Raw genomic sequence first — 18,072 nt, 5'->3', positions numbered from 1 at the left:
AGTCCCATGCAAACAGCTGGTCAAGTAGGGTGCAATTTCGCAGCAAGCACTCCGGCTCTGCGTAGATGCCGAGTGCTTGCGGTCTTGCGGATTAGCAAGCCTGTTGTCGAAGCTACTTTACAGGCTGGGGAAACTCTAGAACCGTAGTCCCTTGAGGCAAAGCGCCGAGTTCCTGAACAGCGTCACCGATCTCTTTATACTCTTTCCAAAATCGCTCGAGTGCACCCATCCCGCCGACCAATTGAACAGCACGAATCAATCCTGCGTGCGCAGCTACAAGTTGTTTAATTTGCAATTCCAAAGCTGCCACCTCCACCGTTCGCTTTGCCGCAACACTAGCCTGCACGACAGTTGGCGTTATGCCTGTAGCAATAACGCGGACCTGAAGCTGTTTCTGACGCGCTTCAGTGATGAAGCTCATTCGAGTACTGTTTCGCGTAAATGCCGAAGCGTTCTTCAACTCAGAGTGACGTCGAGCGACTTCTCGAACGGTAATATCGATGTTTTCGGAAAGCAGCTGCTCTAGAATTGCCTTCAATTCAACATTGGTGGGGTCTTGTAATCTTCTCATGCGAAAACGTCCTTTTTGTTGGGGGATGCGTAGTCAACCCCTTCCGCGAATACATTTTGCTGTGGTTGAGCATCTAAAGCAGCTTGAACTCCCTCAATAAGCCTCACCGCATGCGTAATTTGATTGATTCGACCCATGGTTCGCGATGGTTTCGCTTCCGCTGCATGCTGCATAATTACAAGACTCTCCCGAAGGTCCAATAAGGTTTCGCGATGCTCAGGTAAACCACTTGCGGCAAAGTGTTTGCATCTGTCAAAACACTTCAAGTGTCTCGTACAAGGATTAATAGAGAAGCTATTGGTACAGAACCCATAGGGCGTTACATGAAATCCATCAGAGTTTGCTGCAAGATATGCAAACGCGGCTGCGTCGCCATGTTCTGCTTGGATGCGTTTGAATGATTGTCCTAAATGACTGATGGCCGCGATGCCACTTACCACCATCTTAGCCACAAGCTCCTGAGTGCTTCCTGGCGGAACATGAGGGCGGGAGGTCGAAGGAAGTTGAACAAACTTCAGTTTTTCCGAAAGACTCCGGTGGTCATACTCGTAGCTCTGCGCAACGGAAACCCGGCCGAATTGGTGTGTGATTGCAGTATCAGGAACGTTAAGACGAAAGAGTTCAGTATTCATAAGATGACGTAGAGAATGCGGCTTTATCGATAAATTCTTCTCCTGTGGAGTACCGCCGTATTTCTTAAAAAATGAGAGCGAACCGTTTCCTATTGTGCTGCCAAGAGCTGTATAAATACGAGGTGGGAGAGGTGTGCTAATTGCTGAATCCGGCGTGAGCGGTTCGATCAATGGGAACCTCAAAACTGATCCTGTGGTTAGGAATAGACATTGCCAAGTTCCTACGACGCGTCCTGAAGAAGTTTTAAATGTTCGAAGATCTGAGTTGGGATAGTTATTTTGCGTATGTGACTGCCTTTCCAAAATCTCCCGAAGGGAGGTCGTTGCGTTCAACGTTTCGGTGACGGTGGTTTCGATTAGGCCTTCAAATCTCGAAGGTACGTTATAAAACTTCTCAATCAAAATGTCAGGAGCTCCATCTCTTTGCTTCTCAGCGTAGTAACGCAGCTGAAGCGAGCGACCTATACCACCGATGTCACTCACATTTTTTCCAGTCACTACATCTATGTGATTGTGCCAGACTAGACAATCATCGGGGAGAGTTAAGATCTCAGTAATGCGCAGGCCAGTCAGGATAAGGAGTCTAAATACAGAAAAGATAATGCCATCATTAAACGTTGTCGGCACCTCTTGGAAGACGATTCGCGTCAACTCGAACAAAGCATGTTTGTCCGGAAGTTTGTGTCCGGTGGTTCGGGTATTGAGACCGGGTAAGAGTTCAGTTTTCGGTTTTGATTCCACTGATGGTTTGACTGGGCAATGCTCAGACAATAAGTTTTCATCAATAATTTTCGCCACCACGCTAAAGTCCCGTTTTGCTTTGTCACTCCAAGACTTAAGCGAAAGTAGAGCCTCGAAATGCTCACGCGAGACTTTATAAGGAGGTATTGTGGTGCAAGAAAACAATCGCTTAGCAGCTTTCGCAATGACTTGGGCATTATCTGCTGTCCGTCCACTCAGACAGCGGGTAGCTATGATCGCCTTGATAAAGTCTTGGACGGAGTCTGACAAAACCGCGCCCACGGGCAAGCGCGCCAATGGCCATTGTGCGTTGATCGCGAGCTCACGCACTTGGTCATCTATTCCGAATCCCACTGTTCCAGGTGCAAACCTGTCGTGGCTACCGTTTAACACTCTCAAGTCCCAATCACTACCTTCAATCGGCTTGCCTTTATCATCCATAGGTATACCCCACTGCAGCCCTTTTGCCTCGACTGCTTGGCGTATGTTATCGACAAATAGTTGAAATTGCTGGGGACGGAGTTCGCCAGGGGCGGAAAGTTGAAACACAGTCATTATTGCTTCCTCAGATGCAATTCTTCGATTGCATCCAACGCTTGCTGAGCGCCCGAGAGTGCGCGGGTGAGTTGGAGGTAGGCCGGATTTTCTGGCCGGACACCGCGCGCCAAATATACTCGAACTTGCTGGCGCATTCCTTCTACGGCATCTCTATGGGCATCCCTATCCAATGAAGGCATGAACTTCGCGCAGCCGTAGCACGAGGTTACTGGGTTGTAATTACAGTGGCTTTGGCCAGACCTACAGAGTCCGATACCTCCCACTAAACTCTCGCCAACAATCCCGCCAATTTGTTGGTCTTCATCAGAATTAAGCATCTCTTCAAGAGTCACGAATTTTCTGTAAGCAATGCCGTGTATTTTATTGTAGAGTTTGGAAGCTCCCAGGGCTGAGTTAATGAGCTGCGTTTGCTGCAAGCTGGCACGAACATAAACTGCAGCGCTTGCTATACCTGTATGCCCTAAGAACTGTTGGATGCTTTCGCGTGTGTGTCCGGCATCTGCTAACGCCTGAGCGGCTGTATGTCGAAGGTGCGGCGCGGTACATGTAAGTTCCACATTAAATAATTTGCACAGGGTTTTCGCGCGGTACCACAGCAACGAAGAAGTAGATGTGTCGAAGAGTCGTGATCTCCCTGAATTTACCGCGATTGTATGGAGTCGAGCGATTATGGGAACCCATTCTGGTTTGATCTGACGGACTATTTCAAATGTCTCACCGTTTTTTTGTTTGGCCGCATGGAAAGATGCGACGCAGGCAGTCTCGTTCGATGCGTCTTTAAAAAATCTAACGTGTTGCACGTTGAGGCATAAAACCTGAATTGGCCGGACACCATGCTGATATATAAGTAACAGTGCGGCAGCCCCTTCGAGCTGTATTGTCGAAAGATCTGTAATGCACGCGGCAGCATCCAGTGCTTTGATAATGCCTGCGTGTAGATGTACGTTGATAAGGTGCTGCCGAGTCTCAATGTTACCCGTGTGTCTGGCGACTTCAGAGTTCGCTCGAGTATCCAGGCTATTAACTACCGGTGTCGCCCGACCACTCCAGTGGCCTACATTTGCTGTGCACGCTAGCTTGAGGACATTTTTGTATGTACCGGCAAGTGGGATTGTGTCAACATACTCGTCCCATGTTGCTTTTATATTTTCAGGTCGGGTGTGAAGGAGCGCTACGACAATATCCCACTTCTGTACTAGCAGACGTCCCGTCCGATGGAGTGTACCTGGGCTAGACCGGCCACTGATTAGTAAGGCTAGTCTTCTCTGGAGCGAACCAGTGCTACCGCTAGCGAAAACGATTGATTCTACGTTGCCCTTGTAACTAAACCGCCAAGTGTCTTCTTCTGAGTGAATTATATAGTTAGTGTCGGTGTACTTGTCATATATGGGAAGCGTTGTTGGTGCAACTGGCCATGCCCAATCAAGTACTGAACCATATCCGTCACCCCCAGAATGAGCCGTAGTAGGATTCTTTGTTTGGTCAGGTATCGAATTCATGGCGTGAGCCCCCGCAGAATGCTCGTCCTGGTATCAAAGAGTTGGCCCCATATACGTAGCAAGTCTTCTTGAATCGCTGCACGTGCATAGTGCTCAGGCATAGACGATTGCGCGGACCATCCGAAGAAAGCGCGTAAGCGCTGGAATGTGAGATCTCTGTTTGGCTCATGAGCCATGAACATGGAGTATCTGGCGGTGGCACAGGTATGCCTGAGATCATGTGGCGATATTCTTCCTTTACCACCGCTGCGCTCGGTAAATCGAGAAAGCAATTCTGAAGAAATAGCGCTTGAGAGTTTGGTGAAAACCTTGGTTATTGCCTCAGCAGAAAGAGGCGCACCATTCATGGCTGTAAGTAGAAGACCATGCTCCTTCCCGTTGTGTCGGTATTCCGATACGTACTGCTCAAAGAGAAAAGCAAGGTCTGCCGATATTGGCACCTGCCGATGCGAATGCTCTGTCTTCATGCTTGGCGAGCTAGAGCGTGGGTCATGCTCTGTAGTCGTTGTTACGTCAAGCCAATAGACGACTTCGCATGTTTCTAAATCTACGTCGGATTTGAGCGAGCCACACTCCAGCAACATCAACTCGCCTCGACGCAATCCAGCGAGAAGTAAAAGGTTAACGATTAGCCAGTTTCTTGTCTGAACGAGTTCATCATGAAATGGATTGCGATCGGATCCCGGGTTTGCAACATCCAGTAAATCAATCAGTGTACCTACAGGAATCGCGCGAATGAAACGGAAACGACCTCGGTGGGGTTTTCGAATCCTCCCCATAGCCCCTAAGGTCGAGGACAATGAACGCCATGCCTGACTCGATGGCGCTCGTTGTCGTGAGAGGTGCCGAACAAATTCGCGTACTGCATCCCAGCGCTGCACAGCAGTTGTTGTGTAGTCCGGAGTTGAAGTGAGTTCCAAGTAAAACGCTTCGACAAGTTTCTGGGTAGATACAGCATCACGATGGCTGACTGCGAAATCGAAGGAATCGAGCCCAAATCGGTCATCACAGAAAGAGTAGAAGGCGTCAATGTGTCGAAGCTTTGTCTTGCGCGTATTCACGGCGAGAGCATGTCCTTGAGTAGACAATGACCAAGCTGTCGCCCAGTACCGAGGCAGCATGCGATGAGGGTCTACGATGACAAAGTTCGGTAATGCGTCTGTGTGAATAATCATGAAATGCAACGCTCAATAGGTACAGTTTAGTATTACGGCTCCCATCCAAGAAACTTGAATCGCAACGGTTGTACAGGTGCCTATTGAAGTTCGACGGCTACCGCATCATGGCGCGTATCGACCATGACGAGGTCAAGCTCTTCACTCGCAACGGCCACGACTGGACCCACAAGCTGCCCGACCAGGCCAAGGCGCTGGCGGGGCTGGGCCTGGAATCGGCCTGGCTCGACGGTGAAATGGTGGTGGCCGACGAGCAAGGCGTACCGGATTTCCAGGCCTTGCAAAATGCCTTCGAAGCGGGCCGCAGTGGGAATATCCTCTACTACCTGTTTGATTTGCCCTATCTCAATGGCGTGGACCTGCGCGAAGTGCCCGTCGAGGAGCGCAGGGCGGCGCTCTCGACCGTGCTCAAAACCAGCAAAGACCCATTGCTGCGCTTCTCCGACGCCTTTGGCGAAGACCCGGAAGCCCTGCTCAATAGCGCCTGCCAGATGCAAATGGAAGGCCTCATCGGCAAACGCCTGGGGTCGCCCTATGTATCGCGGCGCAGCAGTGACTGGGTCAAACTCAAATGCAAGCATCGACAGGAATTCGTCATCGTCGGCTTCACCGACCCCAAAGGTTCACGCAGTGCCTTCGGTGCGTTGCTCTTGGGGTTGCACGACCGCGACAGCGGTGAGTTGCGATACGCAGGCAAGGTCGGCACCGGGTTCACCGAGGCAACGCTCAACAGCATTCATCAACAACTCAAGCCCTTGCAGACGAAAAAAGCCGCCGTGGTCAACCCGCCCAGCGGTGCCGAGTTCAAGGCTGTGCATTGGCTCAAACCCAGCCTGCTGGCGGAAGTGGCCTTTGCCGAAATGACCAAGGACGGTTCGGTGCGCCATGCGGTGTTCCATGGTCTGCGCGATGACAAGCCCGCCAAAGACATTACCGAGGAGCGACCGACTGCCGTGAAAACTACCCCCGCGAAAAAAACCGTCGCCAAACCGACGACCTCGAAGAAGAAAGTCGAACCAGCACCCTCTCAAGTCGGTCTTGAGCAGGGCAAGGTACGCATCACCCACCCCGACCGGGTGATCGACGCCAGCACGGGCGCGACCAAAGTGCAGCTGGCGCAGTACTACGCCAGTGTTGCCGAATGGATTCTGCCTCAGCTCAAGGACCGACCCGTGGCGCTGGTGCGTGCACCGGATGGCATCGCTGGCGAACTGTTTTTCCAGAAAAACGCCGAACGCCTGGCGATCCCCGGCATCACTACCCTCGACCAGCAACTCACAGGCCAGCCGATGATGGTGATCAACAACGCCGAAGCCTTGATTGGTGCGGTGCAGATGAGCACGGTCGAGCTGCACACCTGGAACGCCACCACCGACAACCTCGACAAACCCGACCGCTTCGTCCTCGACCTCGACCCGGACCCGGCGCTGCCATGGAAGCGCATGGTCGAGGCCACTCAGTTGACCCTGACGGTGCTCGACGAACTGGGGCTCAAGGCGTTCCTCAAGACCAGCGGCGGCAAGGGTATCCACCTGGTAGTGCCGCTGACTCGCAAGCACGGCTGGGATGAGGTCAAGGACTTCAGCCACGCCATTGTCAGCCACATGGCCAAGATGCTGCCGGAGCGTTTTTCTGCTGTTTCGGGGCCGAAGAACCGGGTAGGGCGGATTTTCATCGACTACCTGCGTAACGGCTTGGGCGCCACGACCATCTGCGCCTACGCCGTGCGTACCCGCGAAGGATTGCCGGTGTCGATGCCGATTTTTCGGGAAGAAGTCCCTACGCTCAAGGGCGGCAACCAGTGGAACATCCACAACGCGCATGAACGCCTGGCCGAAGTGGGCGATGAGCCTTGGGCGGACCTGAAGAAAACCCGGCAGACGATTACAGCCGAGATGCGACGGCGAGTGGGAATGAAGTAGGAGCTGCCGCAGGCTGCGATCTTTTGATCTTGAAAAAACAGAATCAAAAGATCGCAGCCTGCGGCAGCGCCTACAGCACTTGCGTTATTTTATGAAGGCCTGGAAGTCGCTACCCAACTTGTCGATCGCCGCCTTGAAATCCTGCGCGGTGATTTTCTGGCTTTCGTTTGACAGCTGTTTGCCGAACACCTTGCGCACCACCTTGGCCACGGTCTGGTTGCTTTTCGCGTCGATGAACTCTGCTTCGATAAACAGTTCGGTGTCCTGGTCCCGATGACCGGTGGCGGCCTGTGTCGCACCGACGACGGCGGCGATGGGCACTACCTCATACCATTTCATCCCTTCGTTGGAAGCGCTCACACCGGTGATGGCGGCGCGCATGACCAGGGTTTTCGCTCCCTTGGGTGCGGCGCTTGGACTGGAAACCACGCGGTACTTCTGCCCCAGTGTCGACTTGGCTTTGCTGGTCATGTAGTTCTGGATGTCATTGAGGGTCTGCTGGTTGACCCGCTCGTTGGGCTTGGGGGCCGGGTAGAGCTCCAGGCGGTTGAACGCCACCGTGTCATAGGCGTCGGGGTTCCACGATGGGCTGACCCAGCGCATCGCCGTGCCACCGCTGGGCGTCTCGACTTCCTGAAGGTTGTTGTAGTTGGACAGGTAGCCGGAGTACTGCTCCCGCTCGGTGACTTTCGAGGTACAACCGCCGAGCAGAAGCCCGGCCAAGGCAGTTCCGACAAGCAATTTACGGGACAGGTTCATAGTGCGGTGTGCTCCTTGGATAATTCGTCTAAGCGTAGTCAGATAATCAGAAACGCCAAGTCATGTTCCCGGTCACGGCTTGAATCCAGGTATTGTCGAATTGACCGGAAATTCTATTGCGAGACAGGTCCTTGCTCTGGTCAACCGGCATGTCGCCCATCCAGACCATGGCCCAACTGAGGTTGACGTCGGTGTCTTTGTTCAGCGCATAGGTGGCGCCCGTCGCAATGCGCCAGGATTCGGCCATGGGCACGATCACCGAACGCTTGCTGTCGGACACGGCACTGCTGTCGTAAGCCACGCCGACGTTCCACAGCCACTGCTCGGTGGCCTGGTATTGCGCGCCGAGTGACAGGTGCCAGGTGTCCTTGAAACCGGCGTCGATGTTGGTGGATCGGGCATCGTTTGCCGAGGTGTCGACCTGGACGCCGATATCGCCGAATTCCGACCAGTCCTGCCAGTTGATCGAGGCCAGCAGCGCCCATTGCCGGTCCAGTTGCTGGAACAGGCTCAGGGTCACGGTTTGCGGCACGGTGATATCAAGTTCGGTGTTGGTATCATCCAGGCGTTGCAGTAGTGGTCCGTTTCCCTTGATGTCCAGCCCGTCCTCGAACTCCAGGTCGACCTTGCTGGTGTAGGTCAGGCCAATGCGGGTACCAGGTTGCGGGACGTAGATTACCCCGACGTTGGCGCCGAAGCCCCAATCCTTGTCCTTGTATTTGAACTGGCCGTCGCCGCGTTCGGTGAAGCCGAAGGGCGAGCGGTCAATCGCGGTCTGGGCCTGGAGCATGCCGTACATGGCTTTGACGCCGACACCCACCGACCACTGATCGTTGAAGCGGTACGCCACGCTGGGCACCAGCGACAGGCCGAGCAGGCTGGAATTCTGCGAAAAGTAGCGCCCCGACCAGTCATTGTCGTAATTGACCGCCAACCCGAAGTCGCCGTACTGGCCGAACCCCACGCTCCAGTGGTCGTCCAGTTCATGGCTGACGAAAAAACTGCCACCGGGCAACGGGTCAAGGGCGTTGCCGCTGCCACTGCCGGAGACGTTGGTGCTGTCGTCGCGATCGAACGAAATATCACCGTAGAGCACCTGCAAGCCGGCGGTGATCTGCGTGCCTGGCAAGTAGCTCATGCCCGCCGGGTTGCTGGCGATGGTGGAAGGGCCCTGGGCCCGGGCGGCGGCGCCGGCGTTGGCCAGGCCGACGTTATCGGTGCCGACTTCGTATAGCATGATGCCGCCAGCCTGTACCTGCTGGCAGCACAGAGCGAGCAATGAGACGGCGGGTAGGGCGCAATTTTTCAGCTGCATGGGGTCACCTTTGTGCATTCCCATTACGGACACCGGTGGCTGTCGCCATCGACCGGTGTCAACTCCCCTGAGAGCAGTCAACTGACTGCCATGAAATTTGTTTCCCACGCGAAAGAGCGTAGGTAGGTCTCGAGAAATATCCAGTAATTAGTGAGTTAAAACCGATAGTTCACGCTAAGGCTCAAGGAGCGTTTCCAGGGGGCTCAACGCGTTCTGCCGCATCGCTTCGAATCGAGGCGGCGAGCAGGTCTCGCCGCCTCGAGACCATTACCTGCCGGCAGCGGCTGCCAGCAACGGGGCTATCTGTTCGTCAGTCAGTGCCGCCTGGACCTCCATGGTCATCAGGTCGCTCCATTGCAGTACCCACTTCTGGATCGGTACCGGATCATTGGCCTCGGCCACGCCAAAACCGGCTGCGCCACCCACGGCGTGCCAGCGTCCGAGCATCTTGACGCCTTCCGGTGGCGCGCCACCGGTCTTGAGAAAGCGCTCGATCGCGCTGTTGCGATTGGCCGAACTGATTTTCCAGCTGACGATGAACAACATCTGCCACCTCCTTCCAGGGATTGGCACCTGCCTGTCTTCGCGCACCGGGTTGGCGCCGGGACCTCGGTCACGTTTGCCTTGCCAGTGTCATCCTGTCTGGCCTGAAACGATTGCTCCCTGCAGAAGGCATAGCAGCGCCACGCACTTCACGTACGACCGCCGATCCTCTTTTACAGGGGGTGTATGGCAGCTGTCTCAGCGCTGAAACAGACGATCAGGTGTCACGCAACAGGTCGTTGGCGTTGAGCAGCTCGAAGGCGATTTGCGGGCGCTTCTCCATGGCCCGGCGAATCGCCGCCGGGATCGCTGCCCGGGTCTTGCGGCATAGTCCTGGCAGTTCGTCGATGTGAATGCCGATGCCGCGCATGGTCCGCACTTCATTGAAACCGGGAGCGATGTTCACGCGAATGCCCAACTGCTCGAACATCCGCCGTTGCAGGTGTTCGAGGTCCTGGAGGCTTTGCAGGTTTTCCAGGCGTTCGACAAGGCGTTTTTCTTCCGCGCGGGTCAGGAACAGGATGCGCACATCCGCACCCGGTGTTTCCAGCAGCGGGTCACGCCCGCAGTCGCAGGCGCCGGGCGGGCAGGGTTGGCGGATCGGGGCAGAGGTGATCATGGGATTCAATCATAGAGCGCAGTGATCGAATTTGCCCATAGGTAATGTGATCCCTGTAGGAGCGAGCCTGCTCCGGGCGGCGTTCCGACGATGGACGTCAACGATGACGCGGGCTGTCTGGATGCCCGCGTTGTCTGGACGTTATTCGCGAGCATGCTCGCTCCTACAGGGGGGTTGCGGGTCCCTGTTATTTCAGTACCAGCATCCGATAAACCCCGGCCTCGGCTTCGATCCCGTGGGTGTCATGGGTGAACCCCGGGAAGGACCTGTCGAAGGCTTCCAGTGCCTTGAGATAGGCCAGCAGCGGCCCGTCGGCAGCCCCGGCGTTCTCACCCGGCATCAGCAAGGGAATGCCCGGCGGATACGGCACGATGCCCGTGGCGGCAATGCGCCCGGCGGCTTGTTCCAGGGTGACCAGTTCGATGTCGTTGCGCACCAGTTTCTCGTAGGCCTCCACCGGGCTGAAGACGGCTTGCGGTAGCGTGCCGAACGCCTGGGCCATGGCCGAGGTGGTCTTGTGTAACTTCATGGCGGCGAAGATTTCGTCCGCCAGGTCCTTCAGGCCCATGCCGGCGTAACGGGTCTGGTTACCGGCCAGCAGGTCAGGCAGGCACAGCTCCAGTTCGACGTTGTCGTCATAGTCGCGCTTGAAGTCCAGCAGCGCGTTGACCAGCGTGCCCCATTTGCCCTTGGTGATGCCGATGGAGAACAGGAACAGGATTGTGAAGTCGGTGGTTTTCTCGACGACGATGCCCTGGCGTCCGAGGTACGCCGTCAGTACACAGGCCGGGATGCCCGTGGCCAGCAGGTTGCCGTCGTCGCCCATGCCAGGGCTGAGCACCGAGACCTTGATCGGGTCGAGCATGCAGTAGCCTTCCTCGATGTCGCCAAAGCCGTGCCACACCTCGTTGGGGTGCAGGACCCAGCATTTGGGCTCGGTCTTGAGCAGCAGCGGATCGACTTCGTGGAACGGCACCGTGGCATTGCCCACTTGCACGGTGGGCGGCTGCCAGCAGGTGAAGAACCAGTCGTCCTTGCTCGACATCTCGTGGTGCATGCGTGAGATGACCTGGCGGAAAGACACGGCTTCTTCTATGGATTCGCTGGTGAGGATCTGCCCGCTGGGCGCTTCCATCATCGCCGAGCTGACATCGCAGGAGGCCATGATCGCGTAGTTGGGCGAGGTCGAGGCGTGCATCATGTACGACTCGTTGAAGCGTCCGTGCTCGATCGGGTTACGGCCGTTGCGCACGTGAATCATCGAGGCCTGCGACAGGGCCGCCAGCAACTTGTGGGTCGACTGGGTGGCGAATACGGTCGGCTTCGAAGCATCGTGGTCGTCCGGGCTGCCGTGCATGGCGTGGCGGTCTTGGTACAGCGGGTTGAAGCGCGCATAACCGTACCAGGCTTCGTCGAAATGCAGGCGGTCGACACTCTGGCCCAGCAGTTCTTCGACGCGGGTGACGTTGTAGGTCAGGCCGTCGTAGGTGGAGTTGGTGATGATCGCGTGGACCGGCGTCGGATCGATGCCTTCCTTGACCAGTGGGTTGTTGGCGATGGCCGCTTTCACGCCCTCGCTGCTCAGGGTTTGCGGGAGGATCGGGCCGATGATGCCGTAGCGGTTACGCGTCGGTACCAGATAGGTCGGCAGCGCCCCCGAAAGGGTCATCGCATGCTCGGCGGACTTGTGGCAATTGCGGTCGCACAGGGCGATCTGGTTACGCGTGACGCTGGCCATGAGGATCACGCGGTTGGACATCGACGAACCGTTGGTCACGTAATACGTGCGATGGGCACCGAACACCTTGGCCGCATAGCGCTCGCCCTGGCCGATGGGGCCACTGTGATCGAGCAGCGAACCGAGTTCACCGACCGAGATCGACAGGTCGGAACGCAGCAGGTTTTCCCCGAAGAACTCGTAGAACGCCCGTCCCGCCGTGCTTTTCAGAAATGCCGTGCCACCGGCATGACCGGGGGTGTGCCAGGAATATTCATAGGACCGGGCAAACTTCACCAGTGCGCCGAACATGGGCGGCAGGGCGGCCTGGCGATAGCGTTCGATGGCCGCCAGGATACGTCCGCTGAGGAAGCGGCTGGTGTCTTCCGGCAGCCAGATGAAGTCGTCGGCGTGTTGCATGACCAGGAGCGGAATGCTCGACGCGGTAGTGCGGTCGCTGATCAGGAACACCGGCACGCGCGTGTTGCGCTCGCGCAGCTTGACCAGCAACTTGATGCAGTCGTCGTGACCTTCGCTGGTGTCCATTTCCCAGCTGATCAGCACGCATTGAACGGCCGGGTCCGAACGCAGGATCGACGCGGCATCGCTGAGGCTTTCCGAGGCCAGTACGCTGACGCCACGTCCCTCTACGTCACTGACCAATTGAGTCAGGGCGCGACCAAACACCGTGCGCTTGTCCGCTGGGTTGCTGACCACCAGCGCGAGCATCCCGAGTGAGTGTTTATATTCCGTCATGCGTGAATCTCCAGAGTGGCTTTTTTCAGGCTATTCACCGGCACCGGTTGGCCAGTGATGTGCTGCGCGCTGACTGTTTGTGTCGGCACGCTGTTGTTGAGTGCTTCAAGGCGAATCAGGCGGTTGTTGACGAAACCGAACAGGGTGTAGCCGAAAATGGTCGCCACACCGCCGAGCATCAGCGCCTGTTCGCCGGAACTATAGAGCGCCAGGTAGCTGTAGGCCGCCGCCACCCAGGCAATGATGTTGGTAGCCAGCGCCTTGCCGGCGGGTACGTTGGAGACCTTTTGCATGGTCATCAACGCGGCCATGGAGAGGATGTACGGCACCAGGTTGGTGACCACCGCGAGGTTGACCAGGGTGTCGAACTGTTTACTGAGGTCCGGGCTGATGGTGAGGAAACCCAGGGCCGTCTGCGCCGCCAGCAGCACCAGCATGCCGACGATGGGCGTCCCGGCCTTGTTGGCCTTGGCGAAGATCGACAGGAAGTAACCGGTGTCCGCCGAGCTCTTGTAGACCTGGGCAATGGTGAACTGCCAACCCAGCAGCGAGCCGATGCAGGCCAATACCATCGCGGCCATCACAATGTCGCCAACCAGTGGGGTGAACATCTTCGCGAAGACCAGGCCGAACGGTGCGGTGGAGGCGGCCAGTTCCGGGTTATCGACGATGCCGGCAATCACGTTGGTGGAAACGATGTAGATCACTGCCGCACCCAGGGTGCCGCCGAGCACCGCAATCGGTACGTTCTTCTCGGGGTTTTCCACCGCATCGGTGTTGGCACATGCTGACTCAAGGCCCAGGAATGCCCACAAGGTGATCGCCACCGAGGCCCCCGCGGCGTCGTACCAGGCCATGTTGTGCGGGTTCCAGCCGGCGGCATACACGCTGCTGTCGAACCAGAACCAGCCAATGGTCGACACCAGCACTACCGGCGCAATCACGCCCCATACGGTGACTGCGCCAATGCGACCAGTAATTCGCGCACCGCCAAAGTTGGCGAACGTGGTGATCCACAGTAATGCGATGGTCGCCAGGCCCACTTGCAGTGAGTCCAGTTCAATGTGGAACAGTTCCTGGATGTAGCCGACCGCGGTAATGCTGATCGCCACGTTGGCAATCAGCAACGAGAGACCATAGGTGTAGTTGGTGATGTAGTTACCGGCCTTGCCGAAGGTGTATTCGGCATATCCCCCCATGCCGCCGGTTTTTCGACTGAGCATCCCACATCGCGCAAAGGCGTAGGCCAATGCCAGTGAACCGGTGGCTGTAATCAACCAGGAAAGAATTGAAATCGACCCGACTTCCGCCAGTTTCGACGGTAGTAGCACAATGCCTGAGCCCAACATGTTGACCGCGGTCAACATCGTCAGTTGCCCCACACTCATTTTCTTTGCGACTGACATTCCGTTGCCTCATTAGTTGGCGGTGAGAGCTTAGCTATAGCAAAGTTTTGAAATGTCGCAAGAAAATGACTTTCGGTTACTGACGCAAGTCAATCAATTGAATAGAAGGCATTATGCTGGCCCCCAGATTTCTCGCGTGTTGCCAGAATCGCTTTATTTTCAGGCGGTTAGGTGGAATGCAAATGCGCAATGTCTGGGTCGCGCTGATCTCTTTCAGCGTTGCGGGTCTTACAGTTTCTGCCCAGGCCAGGGAACTAAAGCCCGGTGATACTTATATATGCAGTTGGGGTGCAGGGACGGCGGCAAGAGCCCAGGAACTCAAGTTGTCCGGGGTTTCGCTGTATGCGGCACGGCAAAAAATCCAGGCGTACAAGTTTGCCAAGCCATGGATGCGGATGATGGCAATGGGCATTACCGAACAAACTTATGACAGCCCGACACGGCTCAAGCCGGCGGCGGTCCGGCAGAGTTTTTATGACGATTGTGTGAAGTACAAGTTGGCGAGTAGGCGCGAGCATGCTCGCGAAAAACTTTAGAACACCGCGGGGTGTCAAGCTCCCCGCGTAATCGTGGACCTTCATCGCGAGCCTGCTCGCGCCTGCAAAGTTTGCGTGTTGCAGGAGGGCCTTTGTCGGATCGGGCGCTGGGTCGGGCACCGCCGTCTATATTGAATGCCTGGCACCAAGCCGGAAGACTGATTCACCTGACAATGCATAAACCTCAATTCAATCAGGAGATCATCATGACCCAGCTCGACAAAGTCCTGTACACCGCAAAAACCCATACCACCGGCGGCCGGGACGGCGCCTCGCGCAGTTCCGACGGCATTCTGGACATCAAGCTGTCGTCTCCGGGCGCAGGCGGCGGTGGCACTAATCCGGAGCAGTTGTTCGCCGCCGGTTGGTCAGCCTGCTTCATTGGCGCGATGGGCGTGGCTGCCAAAGAACTGAAAGTGGCATTGCCCAAGGACGTGGCCGTCGATGCCGAGGTGGACTTGGGTACCAATGAAGGCGGCTATCTTCTGCAGGCCCGGCTGAATGTGAGCCTGCCGGGGCTGGACCGCGAAACCGCACAGAAACTGGTCGACACCGGGCACAAGTATTGCCCGTACTCCAAGGCCACCCGCAACAACATCAACGTGACATTGAAGTTGGTCTGATTTTAGATATAAAACGCGCTTGGCGACTGCTTGGAGAAGCAATGTCGCCAAGACTCAATAAATATTAAATGATCAACAATGGGTTGTTACTGTTGCAATGTTTGGAGGCTAAGTTGACCCGGAGAGCACAGGGGTCTTTCTGTGCCCGGGATGCTTGAAATCGACAAGCCCTGAAAATAGTATGACTGTTTGTTGGCGGGCGATATCAATCAGCCCTCTCGCGATTGACCCCGTTTTTTACTCCACGACAACTAGTGGATCCAATTATAAGTGTCAACGCTCATGTAATCCAACGAACTCAGCTGTCATGGGCCTCAACGCGTAAGTTGATGACCGATCATCCATGTCGGTGGCGTTCGATGCCGCTACCGCCTGTCGGTGCTGTGGTTAAAAAATGAACATTTTCGCGCTGTAGGCCTCAGATCCTGCAGCACGGCATCCATGGCCGGCTCTCGCAATCGAAAAAAAGAAGCGGAATTAGAACCTCAAATGCAATTAATGCAGATGGGGATTTTTTTACCCGAAAATTGAGAGGTAGTAACTAAGTTGTCATCAACTCCCTTACTGATCCAATAGGATATCAATAATAATCTATTGGTCGGTTTTCCTGTATGAGCAAGGTCGAGCGGAAAAGCCTGCTGACTGACCGATCTGTACTGTCGAATAAGGTGGAGAGATACCCGTGACGATAAATACAATTATGAGCCTGATCGAACATAAAGAATTCATGGAGTTTTTACGGCTGGGCGTTGTTTACGTTCATTTGCTCGCCTGTTGTGTGGCGATAGGTTTGGTGTTGACCAGTGATATTGCAATGGTCAGGGATATATTGAAGCGCACAATGTTCACTGAACATGACAATGCGCACATGGAAAGTCTTCAGAAGTCTGTCGTGGTTGCGTTGATCTGTCTATGGGTGACAGGCACTGCCATCATCGGCATCGACTACCTCGACAAAGGCCTGGAGTACTTCATGAATCCGAAGCTTCACGCCAAGGTGATCATTGTCGTGCTGCTGACCTATAACGGCATCCTGCTGCACCGACTCGTATTGCCGGCTCTGCAAAAGGCAGGCTCCTTGCTCGACCTCGAATTCAGCGCCCGAATGCTTGCCCTGTTTTGTGGGGCACTATCGGCGGTGTCGTGGCTGTACGCCGCCATGCTCGGCGTCGGCCGTCCTTTGGCCTGGAAATACTCGCTCTCCGATCTGTTGATGGCATACCCGGTTCTGATCATGCTCGGCTTCTTGACGATGCTGGCGCTGACTCAGCGAGCCAAGCGCCACAACACGTCCATCGCGCCGCAATGGGCGACGGCCGGCACGCATTGACAGGGTGATGCGCGAGCGCCTGGCGCGTTGGCGCAGAAGTGGAAAAAGGTCCTGGCGCCATATTTTGCGGAGTAATGTCGCCAGGACCTGAAAGCATCCGCCGCACAGGCCATGTGTCACAACCCCGACAGGGAGTTCGTGGGGCGCCAAGGGGCACCCTTGGGCCTGCTGTGCATCGGGGCGATGCTGGCCGGCCTCATCGGGCTCAAACGGTTGCAGTCGAATCCAGGCTCGATCTTCGTTGACAGGCAGGCTCGCCGGCGGAGATGGCCTTGAGTGAGTGTGTTTTTTGCCGCTGTGCACCTGCAACGACAGGGGCTAGACTGCCGCGATAAAACCAAAATAACGACGTGACCTGCCTTGTATGAAAATCCACCCGTTACCCCCCCTCAACAGCTTGGTCGCGTTTGAAGCGGCAGCGCGCCATTTGAGTTTTACCCTGGCGGCACAAGAATTGAACGTCACCCAAGGGGCAATCAGTCGACAAGTCCGCCTGCTTGAAGACTACTTGGGCAAGGTCCTGTTCGAACGCACCACCCGCACGATTCACCTGAGCCCGGCAGCCAGCCAATACTACGAGACGGTCCGTGCGTCACTGCTGCAGGTTGCCCAGGCTACCGGTGAAATTCGCCATTGGCAGGGCGCCGAGCAGGTGACGGTCGCCACCAGTACGGCGATGGCTTCACTGTGGCTGTTGCCAAAAGTGAGTGAGTTTCAACGCGAGAACGAAGAGATCGATCTTCGAATCATCGCCCATGACCAGGTCAAGGATTTCTCTCGCCTCGATTGTGACCTGGCCTTGTATTACTGCCGGACACCGCCCAGGGACATGCAGGTCACGCCGTTGTTTTCCGAAGAGGTGTTCCCGGTGTGCAGCCCCGCTTACCTGGCCAGGCATCCGGCCTTGAACAAGCCCGAGGACCTTGCTGCCTGCACCTGGTTGTTCCTCGACGACCCCCAGCGTGACTGGATTGGCTGGCCCGAATGGTTCCGCAACCTGGGCCTGAAAAGCGTCGAACCCAAACGCCGGATCAATATCAATAGCTATTCGATGCTGATCCAGTCTGCTATCAGCGGACAGGGTATCGCGCTGGCCTGGTCCAACCTGGTCGACGATTACCTACATACGGGGGCCTTGGTGCGACCGCTCGACACGGTTTTGTGCACCGATGCGCAGTTCTGCTTGCTGGAGCCCTTGGCGCGTGGCGGTATGCGGCAAAGTGTAAAACGCTTTCGCAGTTGGCTGATGAATCAACTTCCAGCGCCGCAGGACACCAAGTAACGAAGTGGTCATGGCTAATCGTCAGTCGAACTGAATCACCTTCAGTTTTAATCCCTCGAACCCTCGGTATTTTCAATGCCGAGCGGCC

At 56.0% G+C, this 18,072-nt stretch carries 14 protein-coding genes and 1 pseudogene; 5 read left to right on the top strand and 10 right to left on the bottom strand.

All coding sequences use genetic code 11. The annotated features are described in order from the left end of the window. Window positions 1-112 precede the first annotated feature (112 nt). The 4 genes from PG5_RS16135 to PG5_RS33555 are packed head-to-tail and all read right to left on the bottom strand — an operon-like array spanning window position 113 to window position 5,062. Entirely contained in the window at window positions 113-571 is a 459-nt protein-coding gene (locus PG5_RS16135) for a hypothetical protein (protein WP_042955441.1), read from the bottom strand. Beyond that, the gene (locus PG5_RS16130) at window positions 568-2,499 is read right to left on the bottom strand and encodes a hypothetical protein (protein ID WP_020798179.1); all 1,932 of its coding nucleotides are present in this window, start codon (window positions 2,497-2,499) and stop codon (window positions 568-570) included. Before PG5_RS16130 ends, PG5_RS16135 begins: the two co-directional genes overlap by 4 nt. Further along, the gene (locus tag PG5_RS33560; RefSeq protein ID WP_020798178.1) at window positions 2,499-4,001 is read right to left on the bottom strand and encodes a site-specific integrase; all 1,503 of its coding nucleotides are present in this window, start codon (window positions 3,999-4,001) and stop codon (window positions 2,499-2,501) included. Before PG5_RS33560 ends, PG5_RS16130 begins: the two co-directional genes overlap by 1 nt. After that, on the bottom strand, window positions 3,998-5,062 hold the full coding sequence (locus tag PG5_RS33555; RefSeq protein ID WP_197677868.1) for a site-specific integrase: 1,065 nt from the start codon (window positions 5,060-5,062) through the stop codon (window positions 3,998-4,000). Before PG5_RS33555 ends, PG5_RS33560 begins: the two co-directional genes overlap by 4 nt. 197 nt (window positions 5,063-5,259) lie before the next feature. Between PG5_RS33555 and ligD the strand changes: the two are divergent. Further along, window positions 5,260-7,098, top strand: a pseudogene (gene ligD, locus PG5_RS16125) (DNA ligase D); the annotation flags it as partial. Between the two features lie 84 nt (window positions 7,099-7,182). Here the strand turns inward: ligD and PG5_RS16120 are convergent. The 6 genes from PG5_RS16120 to potE all read right to left on the bottom strand — a co-directional run bounded on the left by PG5_RS16120 (window position 7,183) and on the right by potE (window position 14,213). Then, the gene (locus PG5_RS16120) at window positions 7,183-7,857 is read right to left on the bottom strand and encodes a DUF3313 domain-containing protein (protein WP_020798175.1); all 675 of its coding nucleotides are present in this window, start codon (window positions 7,855-7,857) and stop codon (window positions 7,183-7,185) included. A 46-nt stretch (window positions 7,858-7,903) separates the two neighbouring features. Beyond that, window positions 7,904-9,172 carry an OmpP1/FadL family transporter gene (locus PG5_RS16115; protein ID WP_020798174.1) on the bottom strand — a complete coding sequence of 423 codons (1,269 nt, stop codon included), beginning with the start codon at window positions 9,170-9,172 and terminating at the stop codon, window positions 7,904-7,906. Window positions 9,173-9,439: 267 nt separating this feature from the next. Further along, window positions 9,440-9,718, bottom strand: a complete 279-nt coding sequence (locus PG5_RS16110) for a DUF3303 domain-containing protein (protein WP_008063017.1) — start codon at window positions 9,716-9,718, stop codon at window positions 9,440-9,442. A 214-nt stretch (window positions 9,719-9,932) separates the two neighbouring features. Further along, window positions 9,933-10,334 carry a hypothetical protein gene (locus tag PG5_RS16105; protein ID WP_020798173.1) on the bottom strand — a complete coding sequence of 134 codons (402 nt, stop codon included), beginning with the start codon at window positions 10,332-10,334 and terminating at the stop codon, window positions 9,933-9,935. 187 nt (window positions 10,335-10,521) lie between these two features. Further along, window positions 10,522-12,807, bottom strand: coding sequence for an Orn/Lys/Arg decarboxylase N-terminal domain-containing protein (locus PG5_RS16100; protein WP_020798172.1), 2,286 nt, complete (start codon window positions 12,805-12,807; stop codon window positions 10,522-10,524). Next, entirely contained in the window at window positions 12,804-14,213 is a 1,410-nt protein-coding gene (gene potE, locus PG5_RS16095) for a putrescine-ornithine antiporter (protein ID WP_020798171.1), read from the bottom strand. Before potE ends, PG5_RS16100 begins: the two co-directional genes overlap by 4 nt. 182 nt (window positions 14,214-14,395) lie before the next feature. Between potE and PG5_RS16090 the strand changes: the two genes are divergently transcribed. From PG5_RS16090 to PG5_RS16075, 4 genes are all read left to right on the top strand, one after another. Then, window positions 14,396-14,749, top strand: a complete 354-nt coding sequence (locus tag PG5_RS16090; RefSeq protein ID WP_042955448.1) for a hypothetical protein — start codon at window positions 14,396-14,398, stop codon at window positions 14,747-14,749. 206 nt (window positions 14,750-14,955) lie between these two features. Next, on the top strand, window positions 14,956-15,372 hold the full coding sequence (locus tag PG5_RS16085) for an organic hydroperoxide resistance protein (protein WP_033039169.1): 417 nt from the start codon (window positions 14,956-14,958) through the stop codon (window positions 15,370-15,372). Between the two features lie 682 nt (window positions 15,373-16,054). Continuing rightward, complete coding sequence (locus tag PG5_RS16080) at window positions 16,055-16,702, top strand: hypothetical protein (RefSeq protein WP_033039167.1); 648 nt, start codon at window positions 16,055-16,057, stop codon at window positions 16,700-16,702. Between the two features lie 364 nt (window positions 16,703-17,066). Then, on the top strand, window positions 17,067-17,984 hold the full coding sequence (locus PG5_RS16075; RefSeq protein ID WP_020798167.1) for a LysR substrate-binding domain-containing protein: 918 nt from the start codon (window positions 17,067-17,069) through the stop codon (window positions 17,982-17,984). Window positions 17,985-18,072 lie beyond the last annotated feature (88 nt).

Source organism: Pseudomonas sp. G5(2012) (assembly GCF_000408945.1).
In the GTDB taxonomy this organism is placed as follows: domain Bacteria; phylum Pseudomonadota; class Gammaproteobacteria; order Pseudomonadales; family Pseudomonadaceae; genus Aquipseudomonas; species Aquipseudomonas umsongensis.
Note: the sequence above shows the minus strand (reverse complement) of the source record. Positions and strands in the feature narration are given on the sequence as shown.

Coding starts and splice junctions, on each gene's coding strand:
- PG5_RS33560 (WP_020798178.1), bottom strand. CDS start 4,001: ATGAATTCGATACCTGACCAAACAAAGAATCCTACTACGGCTCATTCT.
- PG5_RS16120 (WP_020798175.1), bottom strand. CDS start 7,857: ATGAACCTGTCCCGTAAATTGCTTGTCGGAACTGCCTTGGCCGGGCTT.
- PG5_RS16130 (WP_020798179.1), bottom strand. CDS start 2,499: ATGACTGTGTTTCAACTTTCCGCCCCTGGCGAACTCCGTCCCCAGCAA.
- PG5_RS16115 (WP_020798174.1), bottom strand. CDS start 9,172: ATGCAGCTGAAAAATTGCGCCCTACCCGCCGTCTCATTGCTCGCTCTG.
- PG5_RS16085 (WP_033039169.1), top strand. CDS start 14,956: ATGACCCAGCTCGACAAAGTCCTGTACACCGCAAAAACCCATACCACC.
- PG5_RS16075 (WP_020798167.1), top strand. CDS start 17,067: ATGAAAATCCACCCGTTACCCCCCCTCAACAGCTTGGTCGCGTTTGAA.
- PG5_RS16090 (WP_042955448.1), top strand. CDS start 14,396: ATGCGCAATGTCTGGGTCGCGCTGATCTCTTTCAGCGTTGCGGGTCTT.
- PG5_RS16135 (WP_042955441.1), bottom strand. CDS start 571: ATGAGAAGATTACAAGACCCCACCAATGTTGAATTGAAGGCAATTCTA.
- potE (WP_020798171.1), bottom strand. CDS start 14,213: ATGTCAGTCGCAAAGAAAATGAGTGTGGGGCAACTGACGATGTTGACC.
- PG5_RS16100 (WP_020798172.1), bottom strand. CDS start 12,807: ATGACGGAATATAAACACTCACTCGGGATGCTCGCGCTGGTGGTCAGC.
- PG5_RS16110 (WP_008063017.1), bottom strand. CDS start 9,718: ATGTTGTTCATCGTCAGCTGGAAAATCAGTTCGGCCAATCGCAACAGC.
- PG5_RS16105 (WP_020798173.1), bottom strand. CDS start 10,334: ATGATCACCTCTGCCCCGATCCGCCAACCCTGCCCGCCCGGCGCCTGC.